Source organism: Halomicrococcus pelagicus (assembly GCF_050954125.1).
In genome coordinates this window covers 469,791-485,772 of record NZ_JBPBWC010000002.1, presented here as the reverse complement: position 1 = coordinate 485,772, position 15,982 = coordinate 469,791, and the positions used below count along the sequence as shown (strand labels likewise).

17 protein-coding genes are annotated in these 15,982 nt (G+C 67.7%); 7 read left to right on the top strand and 10 right to left on the bottom strand.

Annotated elements, in window-relative coordinates:
• Positions 1-148: 148 nt before the first annotated feature.
• Complete coding sequence (locus ACRYA2_RS07215; protein ID WP_433625866.1) at positions 149-718, bottom strand: YqaA family protein; 570 nt, start codon at positions 716-718, stop codon at positions 149-151.
• Positions 719-819: 101 nt separating this feature from the next.
• On the opposite strand from ACRYA2_RS07215, the gene ACRYA2_RS07210 reads away from it, so the two are divergent.
• Positions 820-1,425, top strand: coding sequence for an HVO_2922 family protein (locus ACRYA2_RS07210; protein ID WP_433625864.1), 606 nt, complete (start codon positions 820-822; stop codon positions 1,423-1,425).
• Between the two features lie 9 nt (positions 1,426-1,434).
• Here the strand turns inward: ACRYA2_RS07210 and mfnA are convergent, their stop codons facing one another.
• From mfnA to ppsA, 3 genes are all read right to left on the bottom strand, one after another.
• Entirely contained in the window at positions 1,435-2,499 is a 1,065-nt protein-coding gene (mfnA, locus tag ACRYA2_RS07205; RefSeq protein ID WP_433625861.1) for a tyrosine decarboxylase MfnA, read from the bottom strand.
• 53 nt (positions 2,500-2,552) lie between these two features.
• A complete protein-coding gene (locus tag ACRYA2_RS07200; RefSeq protein ID WP_433625859.1) occupies positions 2,553-3,782 on the bottom strand; it encodes a hypothetical protein in 1,230 nt (409 codons plus the stop codon).
• 118 nt (positions 3,783-3,900) lie between these two features.
• Positions 3,901-6,216, bottom strand: coding sequence for a pyruvate, water dikinase (gene ppsA / locus ACRYA2_RS07195; RefSeq protein ID WP_433625856.1), 2,316 nt, complete (start codon positions 6,214-6,216; stop codon positions 3,901-3,903).
• Positions 6,217-6,366: 150 nt separating this feature from the next.
• Between ppsA and ACRYA2_RS07190 the strand changes: the two genes are divergently transcribed.
• Positions 6,367-6,714 carry a KTSC domain-containing protein gene (locus ACRYA2_RS07190; protein ID WP_433625853.1) on the top strand — a complete coding sequence of 116 codons (348 nt, stop codon included), beginning with the start codon at positions 6,367-6,369 and terminating at the stop codon, positions 6,712-6,714.
• Between the two features lie 44 nt (positions 6,715-6,758).
• Here the strand turns inward: ACRYA2_RS07190 and ACRYA2_RS07185 are convergent, their stop codons facing one another.
• On the bottom strand, positions 6,759-7,709 hold the full coding sequence (locus ACRYA2_RS07185; RefSeq protein WP_433625850.1) for a PhzF family phenazine biosynthesis protein: 951 nt from the start codon (positions 7,707-7,709) through the stop codon (positions 6,759-6,761).
• 99 nt (positions 7,710-7,808) lie between these two features.
• Positions 7,809-9,146: a TIGR00341 family protein gene (locus ACRYA2_RS07180; RefSeq protein ID WP_433625848.1), complete on the bottom strand. Its 1,338-nt coding sequence runs from the start codon at positions 9,144-9,146 to the stop codon at positions 7,809-7,811.
• Positions 9,147-9,299: 153 nt separating this feature from the next.
• Here ACRYA2_RS07180 and engB point away from each other — a divergent pair, with 153 nt between their 5' ends.
• The 5 genes from engB (at position 9,300) to ACRYA2_RS07155 (ending at position 12,710) form a co-directional block, all read left to right on the top strand.
• Complete coding sequence (gene engB / locus ACRYA2_RS07175) at positions 9,300-9,920, top strand: GTP-binding protein EngB (protein ID WP_433625845.1); 621 nt, start codon at positions 9,300-9,302, stop codon at positions 9,918-9,920.
• A gap of 120 nt (positions 9,921-10,040) precedes the next feature.
• Positions 10,041-11,180: a multicopper oxidase domain-containing protein gene (locus tag ACRYA2_RS07170; RefSeq protein WP_433625843.1), complete on the top strand. Its 1,140-nt coding sequence runs from the start codon at positions 10,041-10,043 to the stop codon at positions 11,178-11,180.
• 4 nt (positions 11,181-11,184) lie between these two features.
• Positions 11,185-11,757, top strand: a complete 573-nt coding sequence (locus ACRYA2_RS07165; RefSeq protein WP_433625840.1) for a halocyanin domain-containing protein — start codon at positions 11,185-11,187, stop codon at positions 11,755-11,757.
• 27 nt (positions 11,758-11,784) lie between these two features.
• Positions 11,785-12,024 carry a PRC-barrel domain containing protein gene (locus ACRYA2_RS07160; protein WP_433625837.1) on the top strand — a complete coding sequence of 80 codons (240 nt, stop codon included), beginning with the start codon at positions 11,785-11,787 and terminating at the stop codon, positions 12,022-12,024.
• 368 nt (positions 12,025-12,392) lie between these two features.
• Entirely contained in the window at positions 12,393-12,710 is a 318-nt protein-coding gene (locus ACRYA2_RS07155; RefSeq protein WP_433625834.1) for a hypothetical protein, read from the top strand.
• A gap of 7 nt (positions 12,711-12,717) precedes the next feature.
• On the opposite strand, the gene ACRYA2_RS07150 is transcribed toward ACRYA2_RS07155, so the two are convergent.
• The 4 genes from ACRYA2_RS07150 to ACRYA2_RS07135 all read right to left on the bottom strand — a co-directional run bounded on the left by ACRYA2_RS07150 (position 12,718) and on the right by ACRYA2_RS07135 (position 15,950).
• Positions 12,718-13,617 (bottom strand): thiamine-phosphate synthase family protein, encoded by a 900-nt coding sequence (locus tag ACRYA2_RS07150; protein WP_433625830.1) that lies wholly within the window; start codon positions 13,615-13,617, stop codon positions 12,718-12,720.
• The gene (dcd, locus tag ACRYA2_RS07145; protein WP_433625828.1) at positions 13,614-14,204 is read right to left on the bottom strand and encodes a dCTP deaminase; all 591 of its coding nucleotides are present in this window, start codon (positions 14,202-14,204) and stop codon (positions 13,614-13,616) included. Before dcd ends, ACRYA2_RS07150 begins: the two co-directional genes overlap by 4 nt.
• Positions 14,205-14,281: 77 nt before the next feature.
• A complete protein-coding gene (locus ACRYA2_RS07140) occupies positions 14,282-15,256 on the bottom strand; it encodes an ROK family protein (RefSeq protein ID WP_433625825.1) in 975 nt (324 codons plus the stop codon).
• A 244-nt stretch (positions 15,257-15,500) separates the two neighbouring features.
• A complete protein-coding gene (locus ACRYA2_RS07135; RefSeq protein WP_433625822.1) occupies positions 15,501-15,950 on the bottom strand; it encodes a universal stress protein in 450 nt (149 codons plus the stop codon).
• Positions 15,951-15,982 lie beyond the last annotated feature (32 nt).

Here is a 15,982-nt window from a genome sequence, read left to right as displayed (position 1 = left end):
TTATGGTAGATTGGACGTCGCTTAAGCGTTGTCTTTGCATCGAGACCCCTCCGCCGTCTTCCGATACCGCCGTCGGTTCGGTCACGCCCGGCGTTTGGTCCGTCATCCGGGATAAACGTACGCGCCGCGTTCCCGACGACTTCGCGGGTCAGGAGATGGCGAAGACGGCGGCCCCGGCACCCACGGTGACGAGCAGTCGGCCGACGCTCCCGACGAACGTCGCGGCGGCGAACTTCACGTAGTCCTCTTCGAGGATGGTGAACGCGTAGATGGACAGCGTGTCGGGGAAGAACGGCACCGACAGCGCCATCGCCAGCCCGACGTACCCCCATTTCCTGGCGACCGCGACCGTCTTCTTCTCCGACCACTCGACCACGTCGAACCGCGAGCGCTGGAGTGCGCGGATGACCGGTCCCGACTGCTTGGCTTCGTGCCCGATGTGGAACGCGAACACGCTCCCGACCGCCTTGCCGGCCCCGCTGACGAGGATGATGGTTCCCAGTCGGAGCGACTGCCCCAGTCCGAGGTCCAGCGGGGCGGCGAGGACCACCTCGCTCGGCAGCGGCAGGATGAACGCGATGAGAAACGAGTAGACGCCGATGATGACCAGGCCGAGCCAGCCGGTCGCGGTCTCGACGGCCGCTTGCAGCCCGAACAGGTCGAGGACGACCCCACCCGTGGCTGCGTCCGCAAACGCGGCGAGAAGCCCTGATAGCACACGTCCCTCTCGGTCGTCGGGGGTTGTAAACTTTCGTTTCGACGCGAGCCGCGAGTTCCGCTGGCAAACAGACTCATACCGTCCCGCATCCAAATCCGGCTGTGCAACCCGATCACGAGTACAGCGTCGTCGTTCGTCCGAACCTGCGCGTGACCGCCGCCGTCGCAACCGACGAAGGCAGCCTCGACCGGCTGACCGTCGACCTGGAGTACCGTCGTGACGGCCGGAGCGACGCCGAAGGGGAGTGGGCCGACTCCGACGCCGGCGTCGAACTGCAGGGACGTCGCGTCGTCCTCTCGCGGGACGGCGAACCGCTGCTGGACCGCGACCTCTCGACGGCGCTCGCCTCCGGCATCGTCGAGCGCTACGGGACGACGGCCGCGAACTACGTTCGCCAGGCCGTCGGGCGTGTCCGAGAAAGCGACCGGAGCCTCGCCGGCAACGTCGAGGAGACGGCCGAACCCGCGTCGTGGCCCATCGCCGTGACCCAGGCCGACGGGACGACCGTCGAGGCGTTCCGCCCGCCCGCACAGGCCACCTTCGAGGTGTACGAGGACGAAAGCGGCGCGTGGCGCTGGCGGCTCCGACACCAGAACGGTAACGTCGTCGCAGACAGCGGACAGGGCTACTCCTCGAAGCGCGCCGCGAAGAAGGGCATCGAGAGCGTGAAGCGGAACGCCCTCGGTTCGCCGGTCGAGGAGTCTTGACGCCGGAATTTACACCGAGTCCAGGTCGTCCACGAACGCCGACAGCATCTCGCGGGTGACGTGGGGCATGCAGACGACCCGGAGTTCCCCAGCGCTCGTCGGCGAGACGCGCCAGCCGCGGTCCCGGAGCGCCTCCACGGTCGCCCGGGGAACGTCGACCGCGACGAGCGGCAGCACGGGGTCGACGACCTCGTAGCCTCGGGTTTCGAGCGCGTCGGCGACCCACTCGGCGTTGGCCTGGGCGCGCTCGTACGTCTCGCGGTAGCCCGCCGGCCACAGTTCCGCCATCGCCGCCTGCGCGCTGGCGACGCCCGCGCCGCTCCGCGTGCCCGTCAGCGTGGCCTGCGAGGTGGATTCGAGATACGGCGTGTCGACCGCGAGCGCGTCGAGCACCCGCTCGTCGCGAGCGAGGAAGCCACCGGCCGGGATGACCGCCCGGCCCATCTTGTGCGGGTCGACCGTCATCGTGTCGACGGCGGCGTGGCCGAAGTGCCAGTCGCGGTCGGTGAAGGGGAGGACGAACCCGCCCCACGCGGCGTCGACGTGCAGGAGCGCGTCAGCGTCCTCGGCCACCTCGGCGAGCGCCGGAACGGGGTCGACGCGCCCGTACTCCGTCGTCCCGGCGACGGCGACGACGAGCGCGGTGTCCTCGTCCGCCAGGTCCGCCATCGCCGCGGGGTCGGCCCGCCGGTCGTCGGTGGGGGCGAGGCGCAGTTCCACGCCGAGCACGTCGGCGGCCTTCTGGAAGCTGAAGTGGACGCTCTCGGGTGCGACGACGTTCGGGTCGTCGCTCGCGGCGAGGTTCCGCGCCGCCCGGACCGCCTGGAGGTTCGCCTCGGTGCCGCCGCTGGCCACGTACCCCTCCGGGTCCGGGAGGCCGGTCATCTCGCCGAGCGTCGCGACCGCCTCCCGCTCCAGTTCCGCGACGGTCTGGTACGTCGTCGGGTCGCCGGGGTTAGTGGCGAGAAAGCGCTCCGCGGCCTCGCGAGCGGCCGGGTGCGGTACCGTACACATCGAGGAGAGCACGCGCTCGAAATCCTGCGGTTCCGGCGGCGCGGTCCCCTGCTTGCTCATGTCGGGGAGAAGACGTTCCCGCGGTTTAGCGGTTCCGTTATCCGGCGTTCCGGTCAGCCCTCGGACCTGCTCGCCGTCTCGGTCGTCGGTTCGTCCGAGGACGACTCGCCGTGGCCGACGGAGAACCCCGCCGAGTACACCGGATTCGCGTTCGGACCCAGGATGCGGACCAGATACTTACCGTCGAATCTCACGCCAGCCTCCGGGCCGGGGTCGTCGGTCGTGAGGACGGGGTCGCCGCCGTCGCTCGAGAGGTAGAAGTAGGCCGTGTCACCCGCTTCGAGCGGTTCCTCGAACGTTCTGACGTAGATTTCGCCGTCGTGCTCGACGTCGAGTTTCGACCCGGCGGGAAGGACGTCACCGCCTTCGTGAGTGATTTCGAGACGGCCCGAGTCCGTCGTCGTACTGATGGTCAGCGACGGGACGGCTATCGCCTCGTCGGTCCACTCGGGTCGATCGAGGGTCGTTCGACCGAGTGCGGTGAGTTCGAAGGTGCGGTCGAACGTCGTCCTTTCGGACGCGACCGACCAGTGGAACTCGCGGGCGCGCCCCGTCGAGTCGACGACGAGCGTCGCGTCGTACTCGGAGACCTCTCCGAAGTAGCCCCCGCCGGAGTAGCTGTCAGCGCGGAGCGTGGTGAGCGTCCCCTCGTCGGTCCGCACGACGCGGCTTACGGTGAACTCGCCCGTCCGGAGTAGCTCCGCGAGCGTGGCAGCCTTCGTCGCGCGTCCGACGAATCCGGTCCGGCCCTCGGACGTTCGTCGCACCTCGTTGTACAGGGTGGTGCTCCCCTCGTCGTACTTCACGAGTACGACCGACTCGTTGGCCCACATGGCTCTCTCATCTGTGGCCGAGTCGGACGTCGCGGTCTCGGTCAGGAGAATCGACGACAGGCCGGCCGTAGCGGCACCGCGCTGAACGCTCTCGGCTCCGCTATCGCGAGAGGTCCGGAGTTCGAACTCGTAGCCGGTTTCCGCCAGCGCGTCTTGGTGGGCCGAGACGAGGGCGGACGCGTTCGCCACGCCGTCGGACGTCACGCCCGGCGGGAGGTCGACGTTCGCCGGGTCGAGCGTGGTCGTGGCGGTCGTTTCGGCCGCGGTGGTCGTTTCGGCCGCGGTGGTCGTTTCGGCCGCGGTGGTCGTTTCGGCCGCGGTGGTCGTTTCGGCCGCGTCGGTCGTGTCGGTGGTCGGTGCGGTCGTCGTTCCGCCTGTGGGTCCGCCGACGCACCCTGCGACGAGCAGGCTGGTGGCGAGAAGGAGGGCGGCAAGCGGTCGCGTACTCATGTCTACGAACTCACGTATATGGTAACGTATAATAAAGGTCGCGTGACCGGACGTGGCACGCACGACGAGCCGTAACGGCCGGGTCGCGTCGTGACGGCGTGTCCCGCCGACGGCGCGGTCAGCGCACCGAGTCGAGCATCAGCTTCTGCTCGACGCGCTTGACCTCGTGCTGGACGTCGCGGACCGCGTCGATGTTCGCCGAGATGGACGAGACCCCCTCGTTGACGAGGAACTGGACCATCTCGGGCTTCGACCCGGCCTGGCCGCAGATGCTGGTGTCGATGTCGTGTTCGCGACAGCACTCGATGGTCTGGCCGATGAGTTCGAGCACGGCGGGGTGGAGTTCGTCGAACCGACCGGCGACGTTCTCGTTGTTCCGGTCGACCGCGAGCGTGTACTGCGTGAGGTCGTTCGTCCCGAAGCTGGCGAAGTCGATGCCGGCCTGGGCCATCTCCTCTATCTGGAGCGCGCTCGCGGGCGTCTCAATCATCACGCCCCACGTGCGCTTTTCGGGGTCGACGCCCGTCTCGGTCATCAGCCGGCGGGTCCGGTGGACGTCCTCGGCGTCGTTGACGAGCGGGAACATTATCTCGACGTTGTCGTAGCCCATGTCGTACAGCTCCCGGAACGCCTCGAGTTCGTGCTTGAACACCTCGGGCTTGTCGAGGCTGCGCCGGATGCCCCGCCAGCCCAGCATCGGGTTGTGTTCGGTCGGCTCGTTCTCCCCGCCCTCCAGTTGCTGGAACTCGTCGGTCGGCGCGTCGAGGGTGCGAACCCGCACCGGTCGGGGGTAGAACTCCTCGGCGACGCCCCGGACGCCCTCGATTATCTCGTTCACGTAGGCATCCTCGCCGTGGTCCTCGAGGTACTTCGCGGGCGTCTTGTTGGTCGAGAGGATCATGTGCTCCATCCGGAGCAGGCCGACACCGTCGGCACCCGTGGCGGCCGCGCGCTCCGCGGCCTCCGGGATGGAGACATTGACCTTCACCTCGGTCGCCGTCATCGGCTTGACGGGCGTCTTCGGGCGGGCGTCCTCGATGGGTTCGCGCTCCTGTTCGGTCTCTGGCTGGCCCTCGGTGACGGTACCCTTGTCGCCGTCGAGCGTGATGGTCATGTCGTCTTCCAGCTTGTCGGTCGCGTCCGTGGAGCCGACGACCGCCGGCACGCCGAGCTCCCTGGAGACGATGGCGGCGTGGCTGGTCATGCCACCCTCGTCGGTGATGATGCCGTCCGCGCGCTTCATCGCGGGCACCATGTCCGGCGTCGTCATCTCGGTGACGATGATGTCGCCGTCGCCGACCTTGTCGAGCTGGTCGAGCTTGTCGACGATGCGGACCGGGCCACTGGCGATGCCGGGACTCGCGCCGAGGCCGTTCACGAGCTGACTGCCGCTTCCACCGCCGCCGCCCGCGGCTTCGACCGCGCCGCTGCCGTCGGCGACGCCCTCCGTGGCGCTCTCGGCCTCGGCCGCGTCGGAGCCGATGTCGCCCTCGTCGATGGTGGTGATGGGTCGCGACTGGAGCATGTAGACGGTCCCGTCGACGATGGCCCACTCCACGTCCTGGGGGGTGCCGTAGTGGTCCTCGACCTCCTCGCCGAGTTCGACGAGTCGGTCGATGTCGTCGTCCGAGAGCACGCGCTGCTCGCGTCTGTCGTCGGACACCTCGCGCTCGACCGTCTCGCCGGTCTCGGAGTCTTTCACGTGCATCACCTTCTTGTCGGCGATGGTGACCTCCTCCGTCGCGCCGGAGGCGCGGTCGACGACGTAGTTGTCCGGGGAGACGGAGCCGGAGACGACCGCCTCGCCGAGCCCCCACGCCGCCTCGATGATTATCTTGTCGTCGCCCGTCGACGGGTGGCTGGTGAACATGACGCCGCTCTTCTCGGCGTCGACCATGCGCTGGACCACGACAGCGATGTCGACCTTGTCGTGCGCGAAGTCCTTCTCCTCGCGGTAGTAGATGGCGCGCTGGGTGAAAAGCGACGCCCAGCAGCGTTTGACGCGGTCGATGAGGTCCTCCCCGGTGATGTTCAGGAACGTCTCCTGCTGGCCGGCGAAGGAGGCGTCAGGCAGGTCCTCGGCGGTCGCGGACGAGCGCACGGCGACGAACGCCTCGCCGTCGTCCAGGTTATCGTACGCCTCCAGGATGCCCGCCCGCATGTCCTCGGGGATGTCCGTCCCGAGGATGAGTTCCTCGGCGCGCTCCTCGGCCTCCGCAAGCGCGGCGGAGTCCTCGGTGTCCACGGAGACGGCCTCGAACAACTCGTCCTCGATGCCGGTCTCCTCGATGAACTCGCGGTAAGTCCCGGCGGTGACGACGAACCCCGGCGGCACCGGCAGGTCGGCCCCGGTGAGTTCACCGAGCGACGCGCCCTTGCCGCCTACCAGTTCGAGGTCGTCTGCGCTGATCTCGTCCAGCCAGAGTACAACCATGTGCGTACGAGTGGACACACGAAGATAGATAAAGAACCTTCCGACCAGTCACGACGGTCAAATTAACTCGAAACCGAGTATTTTCTCAACTCGTCACCGGTCGGCCGGTAAGCCGATGGTTTGACGCCGGTCGCCGTCGTGGAACCGTCGATGAAAGCCAACGTCTCCGGCGGCGAACAGGTCGAATGCCACGATTTCGAGGAGGGACAGCACGGCGTCGTCCTCCGCGACCACGAGGGGGCCACGGTGGGGTACGTTCCCTACGGGAATCTGGAGTACGTCGCCCGGACCAGGACGCCCGTCGCCTCGTCCAACCTGGCCAGCGTCGGCTACGAACCGGAGGAGGAGGTCCTGGAGATAGCGTTCCGGAGCGGCGGCGTCTACCGGTACTTCGACGTGCCCGACGACGTCTACCGGGACCTGCTGAGCGCGCGCTCCCACGGGTCGTACTTCCACGAGAACGTCCGCGACCAGTACGAGTACCGCCGCATTCGGTAGCGACCCGGACGCCTGGCCGTCGACGCCGCCGAACGTGCCCACGGTCAGGCTTCCAGGATGTCGTCTCCGTCGTCCGCCTCGGGGACGACCAGGCTCCCCTCCAGCGCGGTGACCGCTCGGCCGCCGACCCGAACTTCGTCGCCGACGCGCACGCGGACGTGGCCCGGACGGTCCACGAAGTGTCCCTGCTCGAAGCGCATCTCCTCCGGAACGCTCCCGCTGTCACCGGTCGCGTCGTCTGGGGCAGGCTGTGCCTCGGGCTCGTCGAAGGCGTCGAATCTCCGCAGGTACGCACCGGTCGCGCCGCTGGCGGTGCCGGTCACGGGGTCCTCGGGGACGCCGGCGAGGGGTGCGAACATCCGGCCGTGGAGCGTCGAGTCTCCGTCCAGGGCGTCGAAGCTGAACGCGTAGACGCCGACCGCGTCCACCGATTCGCAGAGCGCCTCGACCGCAGCCATGTCGGGGTCGGCGTTCCCGAGGTGTTCGAGGAAGTTCACGGGGACGACGAGGAAGGGGAGGCCGGTCGAGGCGACGGCCAGCGGCAGGTCCGCGCCGACGTCGCGCAGCGCCGCGGGGTCGATGCCGAGCGCGTCGCCGACGCTGTCGTAGTCGACGTCCACGCGCTCGACGGTGGGGTCGTCCTGCGTCATCCAGACGGTACCGTCCTCGGCCACGTCGACGTCGAGCACGCCGACGTTCGTCTCCAGCGAGTGGGTTCCCGGTTCGATTTCGCTGTCTTCGAGCAGGTGGACGTGCGACGCGATGGTCGCGTGACCGCAGAGGTCCACTTCCGTCGTCGGCGTGAAGTACCGGACCCGGCGGTCGGCGTCGTCGCTCTCGACGAAGAACGCGGTCTCGCTGACCGACAGTTCGCGGGCAACCGCCTGCATCTGCGCCCCGGTCAGGTCGTCTGCGTCCGGGACCACGCCCGCTGCGTTGCCGGCGAGCGGTTCGTCGGTGAAGGCGTCAACGAGGAGGGTGCGTACCGTCTCCATGCCCGGAACGTCACAGGGTAGGTGGTTCAATCCTCCGCTCGGCCGCCCGTCCCGCCGCCGAGGTCGACTCCCCGTCGGGTCGTGGCGGGCCCGACGCGGTTAACTCGCCTGGTCGGTCTCGATGTAGCGGAGCTCGACGGTCACGTCCGCGTCGGTCCTCCGTTCGATGTTCCGTTCGATTTGACCCGCGAGGCGCGGGTAGCGGCCGTCGGACGGTACCCCGACGGTGACGATTACCCGATCGGGTTCGTGGAACAGCGTGCTCGTGGGCAACATCCCGTTGCCGAACATCGACCCCTGGCGGTAGTTCACCTCGACCCCGATTTTCTGGACGTCATCGTAGGGCGCCTCGCCGAGCGTATCGCCGACTGTATCGTCCGCGTTGTGCTCGAACTGAGCGTCCTGGTACGTTGAGTAGGTCACGGCGCCGAGGAACACCGAGAGGAGGGCGATGGCGAGGACCAGTACGCCGATGCGCTTGACCATCTCCCGCCGGGAGCGCTCCATCTTGAACCAGCTCCTGGGCTGGTAGCCCATGTACCGGAGCGTGAGGATGGCGGCGAGATTTATCGAGAGGACGTTGACCAGCACGAGCACGCCGGAACTGAGAGCGACGGTCGGATGCAGCCACGCGATGCCGATGCCGACCGCGGCGGCGGGCGGGATGAGCGCCGCCGCGATCATGACGCCCACCAGCGCGACCGAGACGCCGGTCGCGAGGCTGAAGACGCCCGCCACGCCCGCCCCGAGCGCGACGATGAGCGAGAGGAAGTCGGGGGTCAACCGCCCGCTTATCTGGCCGATGGTCGCGATGTTCGTGTTCGGCGGGAAGAGGTACAGTCTCCTGACGGCGAACGCGAACACGGTCGCGCTGAGGATGGAGACGACCCCGCCGATGGCCTGGAGTTTCACCCCGCGACGGAACAGGTCGTCCTCGTCGAGGACGGTCCCGACGCCGGTCGAGAGCGCGGGACCGACCAGCGGCGCGATCACCATCGACCCGACGACCACCGCCGGCGAGTCGAGCAACAGCCCCGCCGCGGCGACGACGGAGCTGATTATCGTCATGGTGATGAACGTCCAGAAGCGGGGCGACAGCTCGTGCGCCCGGATGAGTATCTCCTCCCGGGCGATGCGGTCGACGCTGTTTTCGGTCTCGAACCTTTCGGTGAGTTCCTGGAAACGCCGCGAGGTGTCGACCTCGGCGTCGATGATGACCACGTGGGCGTCCTCGCTCAGACCCGAACTGTGCAGCTCGTCGATCACCGGCTGAACAGCGGTCTCCGGCAGTGGGAACGTCGCAACGGCCGTGTGTTCGCGGTCGCCTGCTGGTCCGCTGGTCGCGTCCGTCAGGTAGTAGTCGATTCCCATCTCCTCTAGCGTCTCGACTACCGTCTCCCGCTCACCGGCCGGAATCGTGACCTCTACGTGACGCACAGTTTCGCTTCGAGCGCGCAGGACGAAATAACCGCTGGCATCGCATCGAGTGCGAGAGGCGACGTTCGCTCGGCCGTGGGGGTCTGGTCCACCTGCTTGCGGGAGCGTTCGTGCAACCGCGGAGGTTAAGCCCCGAGAGGCGAAAGGGCGGATATGTTCGAGGGTCGTCCGGACCGCGATGCGGAGGTCGTGTTCGTCGGTCGTTCGAACGTCGGCAAGTCGACGCTGATGCGCGAGTTGACCGGCCACCAGTTCGAGACGGGCGGCAAGCCGGGGGTCACCCGGTCGCCGAACTTCTACGACTGGGCCGGTGACGACTTCGTGCTCACCGACCTGCCCGGCTTCGGGTTCATGTCCGGCGTCTCCGAGGAGCGCCGCGAGCAGATCAAGACCGACGTGGTACAGTACATCGAGAAACACGCCGACAATATCCTCGTGGGCGTGCTGGTCGTCGACGGCAAGAGTGTCGTCGACATCATCGACCGCCACTCCGGCGGCGACGAGGTCCCCCACGACGTGGAAATGTTCCATTTCCTCCGAGACGTGGGCGTTCCGACCGTCGTCGCGGTGAACAAGATGGACAAGGTCGACGACCGCGACGAGCGCCTGAACGACCTCTGTGACCGCCTCGGGCTGTATCCGCCGTGGAAGCAGTGGCGAGACACCATCGCGCCCATCAGCGCGAAACGGGGCAACATCGACGCGCTCCAGGAGGCGGTGAAGACACACCTGCACGACCAGAAGCGCGACGACCTGCTGAAGTACTTCTCGTGAACCCCCGGAGAACGTCGTTCTCCGAACATGTTCGAGCCGTTCCCAGCAACTGAGAACGCATCTCAATGCGCGAGAACGGGCGTTCCGTCTTATACTCCCTCTATTCCAAGCAGTACGTGTATGACTCAAATTGGAGCACCCGGATCCGGTATCTCGCGACGCGACTTCGTGAAGGCGACCGGCGCGACGGGCGTCGTGGCCGCCGCTGGCTGTACCGCGCCGTCCCAGCCGGAACAGCGCGACCAGCAGGCGATGAACAAGGGCGCTGCGGCGAAACTGCCGAAGACGAGCGTCCCACAGGTCGTCGACCTCGACGAGCAGAACCACGAGGTGACGATGAGTGCCGTCCCGGCCCGCCACGAGGTACACCCCCTCGACACGATGGGGGGCCCGGTCAACCTGCCGAAGACGTGGGCGTTCCGGGCGGACGACAGGGAGCCGAGCGTTCCGGGACCCATCCTCCGGACGACCGAGGGCAACGACCTGAAGATAACGCTCGACAACTCGGGCATGAACAACCCGCACACGCTGCACTTCCACGGCGTCCGGAAGACGTGGAAGAACGACGGCGTCCCGACGACGACCGGCGTCACGGTGAAACCGGGCGAGAAACACACCTACACGATTCCGGCGAACGTCCCCGGCACTCACCTCTATCACTGCCACTACCAGACCCCGATGCACATGGAGATGGGGATGTACGGCATCCTCCGCGTCGACCCGAAGGGGTACGAGGAGGCCGACAAGGAGTACTTCGCGACGGTACGAGAGTGGGACTCCAGTCTCTCGCGGATGTACGCCGGCAAGAACAGCAGCTTCGACCTGCGAAAGCGCAACCCGGACGTGTTCACCGTCAACGGCAAGAGCGCGCCGCGCACGCTCCACCCCGAGGACGGCACGCCGTTCATCGTCGAGAAGGGCGACACCGTTCGCATCCACTTCGTCAACGCCGGGTTCATGTCGCACCCGCTGCACACGCACAACCACCGGTTCAAAATCGTCGAGAAGGACGGCGCCGACTACCCGGAGGCGATGCAGTTCCCCCAGGACGTGGTGAGCGTCTCGCCCGCCGAGCGGTACACGCTGGAGTTCGAGGCGGACGCCGACCCCGGCATCTACCTGATGCACTGTCACAAGGTCGACCACGTCCGCAACGGGGCCAGCTATCCGGGCGGGATGCTGTCGGCCATCGTCTACAAGGAAGCGATGAACTCGGACATCTTCGGACAGCTGATGGAGTACGCGGGCTACGAGGGGTGATTCGATGACAGAAATCGACCGCAGAACGTTCGTCCGCGGGGCGGTCGGAGCCGCCGCGCTGGCGTCGACCCCGGCCGCCGCGAACACAGCGCCGGACGTCGTCGACGAGACGGGAAAGAGCGAAGTGATCGTGAAGGTGGGCGTCCAGGGCAACGGCGGACCGTACGCGTTCGGCCCCGAAGCCGTCCGCGTCGACCCCGGAACCACCGTGCGGTGGAAGTGGACCGGCGAGGGGATGCACAACGTCGTCGCCGAGGACGGGAGCTTCGAGAGCGAGATGCTCGGCGAAGCCGGCGCAACGTTCGAACACACCTTCGAGGAGACGGGAACGTCGAAGTACGTCTGCTCGCCCCACAAGTCGATGGGGATGACGGGGGTCGTGGTCGTCGGCGAGGAGGCCGGCGTCGCGTCCGCCGACGGCGGCGGCGCCGCCTCGATGGGACCGGGCGAACTGGCGGTCGGCGGTAGCTTCGTCGCCGCGCTCCTGTCGCCGCTGGCGTTCGCGGCGTTCCTGTTCGCTCGCGGTCGCGACGAGGGGGCGACCGCGCCGGAGACGCCCGGTCGGCCACAGCCCTGAAACCCGCCGCGACCCTCCTTCGACCCGATGTCAGTCGCACTCTCGGAAGAAGACGAAGGGAAGAGAGTCGTCGACGCCGACGGGACCGAGGTGGGCGTGGTCGCCGACGTCCAGCACGGTACCGCGCACGTCGAGGCCGACGAGGACAGGGTCGAGGAGATGAAGACCCGCTTCGACGTGGGAGAGTACGGCGAGAACACGTACGCACTCCAGGACGACGACGTCGCCAACGTCGACGACGACCACCTCGTCCTCGCCGCCGACTGAGACCCTCGGGGACGTTTTTCGCCCGGCCGACGGGGTCCGCGACGGTATCCGTCGCTCGAACCGACCAGCGCGGCCGCTCGCCGTCGGCACCGAAAGAATACCTCGCGTACCCCTACCCGAGGTAAGTAAACCGACACACTAACAAAGTATATACTTTGTGCATGACGAATCCGCCGTGGTGGGGAAGCTGACACGTGTGCGAGGTCGCCGACGCCAGTCCGAAGTCGAGGACGCCCGGGAACCCGGGACCACCGACGGCGGGCGAAGGCGAGTCGTCTCTCGCTCTCGGCCGCAAATTCAGGGGCCCCCGTAAGGGGGATGAAGATGCAGGCAGGAGACACTGGCCCCGAAGCGGTCTTTTCGAACGTATGTCCGCACTCGAAACCGCCGACTTCCCCGACGGATGGGAGCGCTCGCCGGACCGCGGCCGGGAAATCGCCATGGAGCGACGGGACGGACGGATGACGGTGCGCGCGATATGGTCTGCGCTGACCGGCGGCGACGGGGACTGGAACCTGCAGTTCGAACACGGCGTCGAGAACGGCTACTCCGCCGCTCGCCCGGTCGGGCAGGTCCGGACGCGGAAGGCGGCCGTCGCCGAACTCGTCTCGCTAGCCGAGACGGCCGAGGCGCAACTCGACGAGGGGTCGTCGCCGGACGAGGTCGTTCGGGCGTTCCGGAACTGACGACGCCCTACGCCAGTTTCCGCGCGACGCGGGCGGCGTCCGCCGCGCTGTCGCTGAGGACGTACGTGATGGGCTCGATGCCGTACCCGCCTGTGTGGTACAGAACGGTCGCGTCCGACGTCTCCGACAGTGCCTCGCCGACGACCGACGCGACGTCGTCGTACTCGGCGTCGAACTCCGCGGTGACGTGGCCGAGTTCCTCGAGGCGCTCGATGAGGTCCAGGTCGTAGCGCAGGTTCAGCGCCGCGCGGGCGTCGCTACCGTGCTCCCGGGCCGCCAGCAGGACGGAGGCGACGTGTTCGCTCGCGCCGAACTCCGGTTCGGCCGGGATGGTCGCCCGGCCCTTCACGTCGAAGATGCGCCCCGGGATGCCGGCGACGTCGTCGATGCCGTCGGCGTCCGGCAGGCACTCACAGAGGTTCGCCCCGACGGCCGGGATGAGTGCGGCGAACCCGCTCGTGTTCTCGACGATACGGATGGCCCGGCGCATCGACGTGAGCACGCGCTCGGTCGACCGAAGTTCGTCGTCGGGGTCGTGGACGTCGAAGTCGCCGCCGTACCCCTCCAGCGCCGGCATCGCCTCCTCGTGCAACTGCGCGATGAGGTCGTGGTCCTCCAGTCGCCGGACGAGGACCTCGACCTCGACGAGCGCCTGCACCTGACTCATGCTGCCCGTCGCCAAGCCTTCGCCGATCTCCTCGACGAGGCGCCGGACGCGTTCGTCGTCGCGGACGCGGTCGTTCTGGGCCACCTCGCCGTGCGCGTACTTCGAGACGGCGCTCTGGCTCACGCCGAGCGCGTCCGCCACCTCGCTCTGGGTCAGGTCGCGTTCGCGCAGATCGGCGGCGAGCATCGACCGGAAGGTGGGGAGGAACTCCTCGACGACGACCTCCTCGGCGAACTTCACGTCTGGTCACCACCGAACTCCTCGTCGCCGCCGATGCGGGATGCCTGTGGCCCCTCCTGGTCCTGGTACTTCGACCCGCGCTCGCTGCCGTAGGGCCGGTCGGACGGCGTCTTCAGCTCCGTGAAGATGAGCTGTGAGATGCGCGTGCCGGGCGTCAGCGCCACCGGCGCGGTGCCGAGGTTCGACAATTCGAGCGTTATCTGGCCGCAGTACCCCGGGTCGACGACGCCCGCCGTCGCGTGGATGACCACTGCGAGGCGACCGAACGACGACCGTCCCTCGACGTGTGCGAGCAGGTCCGGCGGAATCTCGACGCGCTCTTTCGTCGTCCCGAGGACGAAGTCGCCGGGGTGCAGGATGAACTCCTCGCCCTCCGGCACCGTCGTCTCCGTGACGTAGTTCTCGACCTCCTTCTCGCTGTCCGGGTGGATGCAGGGGATGTTCGCGTGCTGGAACTCGAGGAACTGCTCGCCGAGTCGCAGGTCGACGCTCGCCGGCTGAATCTGTAGTGCGGGGTCGTCGAGCGGGTCGACGACGAGGTCGCCCTCCTCCAGGCGACGGAGGATGTCCGCGTCCGAGAGTATCATGTGCTGAGGTTCGGCCCGGGGCGGGTAAATATCTCGGTGTCCGCCGACGGTCGGTGTCCGCGAAGCGGCGGCCCGCCTCAGCGACGCATCCGGGTCCGGTCGCCGGTTCCGTCGGTGAGTGCGCTCGCGATGGCCCCCTTCAGCACCACTTCGTCACCGAGCGAGGTCAACTGCACCTCGGGGACGTTGTTGAACACGTACTCGTCGACGCGTTCGTTGATGGGGTCGACGACGAGTTCCTCGTTGTTCAGCGCCACCGCGCCGCCGACGTGGACGACGATGGGAGCGTACGCCTGGGCGATGTTCGTCACGCCGAGCGTGTTCCAGTGCGCGAGTTGCTCGACGACGTGGTCGGCGAACGCGTCCATGCCCGCGTAGTCGAACACGTCCTTCGCGGAGAAGTCGGGGTCCTCGACCGGGAGTGCGGTGTCCACGTCGGCGTCCTCGTACAGCATCTCGGCGTAATCGGGGATGTTGTTGCCCGAGCAGTACGCCTCCCAGTGGCCGTCGCGGCCGCAGCCGCAGGTGCGCCGGCCCTGCGGGTCGACTATCATGTGGCCGACTTCGCCCGCGTTGCCGTCCCAGCCCGAGAGGACCTCGCCGTCGACGGTGACGCCCGCGCCGATACCGCTGGAGATGGTGACGTACACCATGTCGTCGGGGTTGCGGTCGCTGTGGAACCGCTCGCCGATGACGCCCGCGTTGGTGTCGTTGTGGAGGAACACCCGGTCGCTGTGGATGAGTTGTTCGACGGGTCCCGTTAGCGGGATGCGGTCGATGCTGTCGGGGAGGTTCGCCGGATTGTCGACCGCACCCTCGGCCAGGTCGAGGGGACCGATGCTACCGATACCAGCCGCCAGGACCGCCGACGGGTCGACGCTCGCGGAGGAGCAGGCCGAGCGAAGGCCGTCGAGGACCGCCTCGGTGACCGCGATGCCGGTCGGCCCCTGCGGCGTCGGTCGTTCGTGGGCGGCGATGACCGTTCCCTCGTCGTCGGCGACTGCCGCCCTGACGTTCGTCGCGCCGAGGTCGACGCCCGCGTAGTAGCCCATTTGCTTCCAAAGAGGGCCGTCGTCCCACTTAACTACAAGCATTTACTCGCCAGCGAGTACCGGAGTTTCCCGCACTCTGAACCGTTCACTCCCCGGATACTGTCCGCGGGGAGACTGGTCCATCCGGTCGGCCGTGTTCCCGGAGCGACGCTCGTCCCGCGGGACGATACGTCGTCGGCTCCCGGGACGACGGACGGTCGCGTTCGAAAGAAGGGAGTATCTTCGGAGCCGCGTCGTTCGGCGGTCAGTCCGACCTGACGAACGTCACGGGACAGGGCGCCGAGAGCATGACCTCCTGGGCGGTGCTCCCGAAGACCGCCTTCCCGGTCGGGGAACGCTTGCGCCCGCCGACGAAGACGCTGTCGGCGGTGACGTCTTCCGCGAGGTCGACGATGGTCTCGCCGTGCTGGCCGATGGCTCCCCGGATGGCGTATCTGACCTCCTCCTCGTCGAGGGAGTTGGCGAGCGAACGGATGGTCGCGTGCCGAGCCGCCACCTCGTCGGGGTTCGGCGTCCCCGATGGGTCGTAGTCGAGTCGCCCGACGACCTCGTCGAACTCGTCTTCGGTGAACACGTGCGCGAGCACGACCGTCGCGCCGGTCGGCCCGGCGACGTCCGCGACGGCCGAAGCTAGCTTGTCGGTTCTCTCCGCGTCGCCCGGTCCTACGGCGAGCAGGATAGTCTCTATCGCCATGTTAGCATCTCTCCATCCAGAATTAAAAACTT

What these genes read in the sequence shown, in the direction of transcription:
- ppsA (WP_433625856.1), bottom strand. Translation starts at nt 6,216, where the DNA reads ATGGTTGTACTCTGGCTGGACGAGATCAGCGCAGACGACCTCGAACTG.
- engB (WP_433625845.1), top strand. Translation starts at nt 9,300, where the DNA reads ATGTTCGAGGGTCGTCCGGACCGCGATGCGGAGGTCGTGTTCGTCGGT.
- ACRYA2_RS07135 (WP_433625822.1), bottom strand. Translation starts at nt 15,950, where the DNA reads ATGGCGATAGAGACTATCCTGCTCGCCGTAGGACCGGGCGACGCGGAG.
- ACRYA2_RS07140 (WP_433625825.1), bottom strand. Translation starts at nt 15,256, where the DNA reads ATGGGCTACTACGCGGGCGTCGACCTCGGCGCGACGAACGTCAGGGCG.
- ACRYA2_RS07185 (WP_433625850.1), bottom strand. Translation starts at nt 7,709, where the DNA reads ATGGAGACGGTACGCACCCTCCTCGTTGACGCCTTCACCGACGAACCG.
- ACRYA2_RS07155 (WP_433625834.1), top strand. Translation starts at nt 12,393, where the DNA reads ATGTCCGCACTCGAAACCGCCGACTTCCCCGACGGATGGGAGCGCTCG.
- mfnA (WP_433625861.1), bottom strand. Translation starts at nt 2,499, where the DNA reads ATGAGCAAGCAGGGGACCGCGCCGCCGGAACCGCAGGATTTCGAGCGC.
- ACRYA2_RS07190 (WP_433625853.1), top strand. Translation starts at nt 6,367, where the DNA reads ATGAAAGCCAACGTCTCCGGCGGCGAACAGGTCGAATGCCACGATTTC.
- ACRYA2_RS07200 (WP_433625859.1), bottom strand. Translation starts at nt 3,782, where the DNA reads ATGAGTACGCGACCGCTTGCCGCCCTCCTTCTCGCCACCAGCCTGCTC.
- ACRYA2_RS07170 (WP_433625843.1), top strand. Translation starts at nt 10,041, where the DNA reads ATGACTCAAATTGGAGCACCCGGATCCGGTATCTCGCGACGCGACTTC.
- dcd (WP_433625828.1), bottom strand. Translation starts at nt 14,204, where the DNA reads ATGATACTCTCGGACGCGGACATCCTCCGTCGCCTGGAGGAGGGCGAC.
- ACRYA2_RS07160 (WP_433625837.1), top strand. Translation starts at nt 11,785, where the DNA reads ATGTCAGTCGCACTCTCGGAAGAAGACGAAGGGAAGAGAGTCGTCGAC.
- ACRYA2_RS07165 (WP_433625840.1), top strand. Translation starts at nt 11,185, where the DNA reads ATGACAGAAATCGACCGCAGAACGTTCGTCCGCGGGGCGGTCGGAGCC.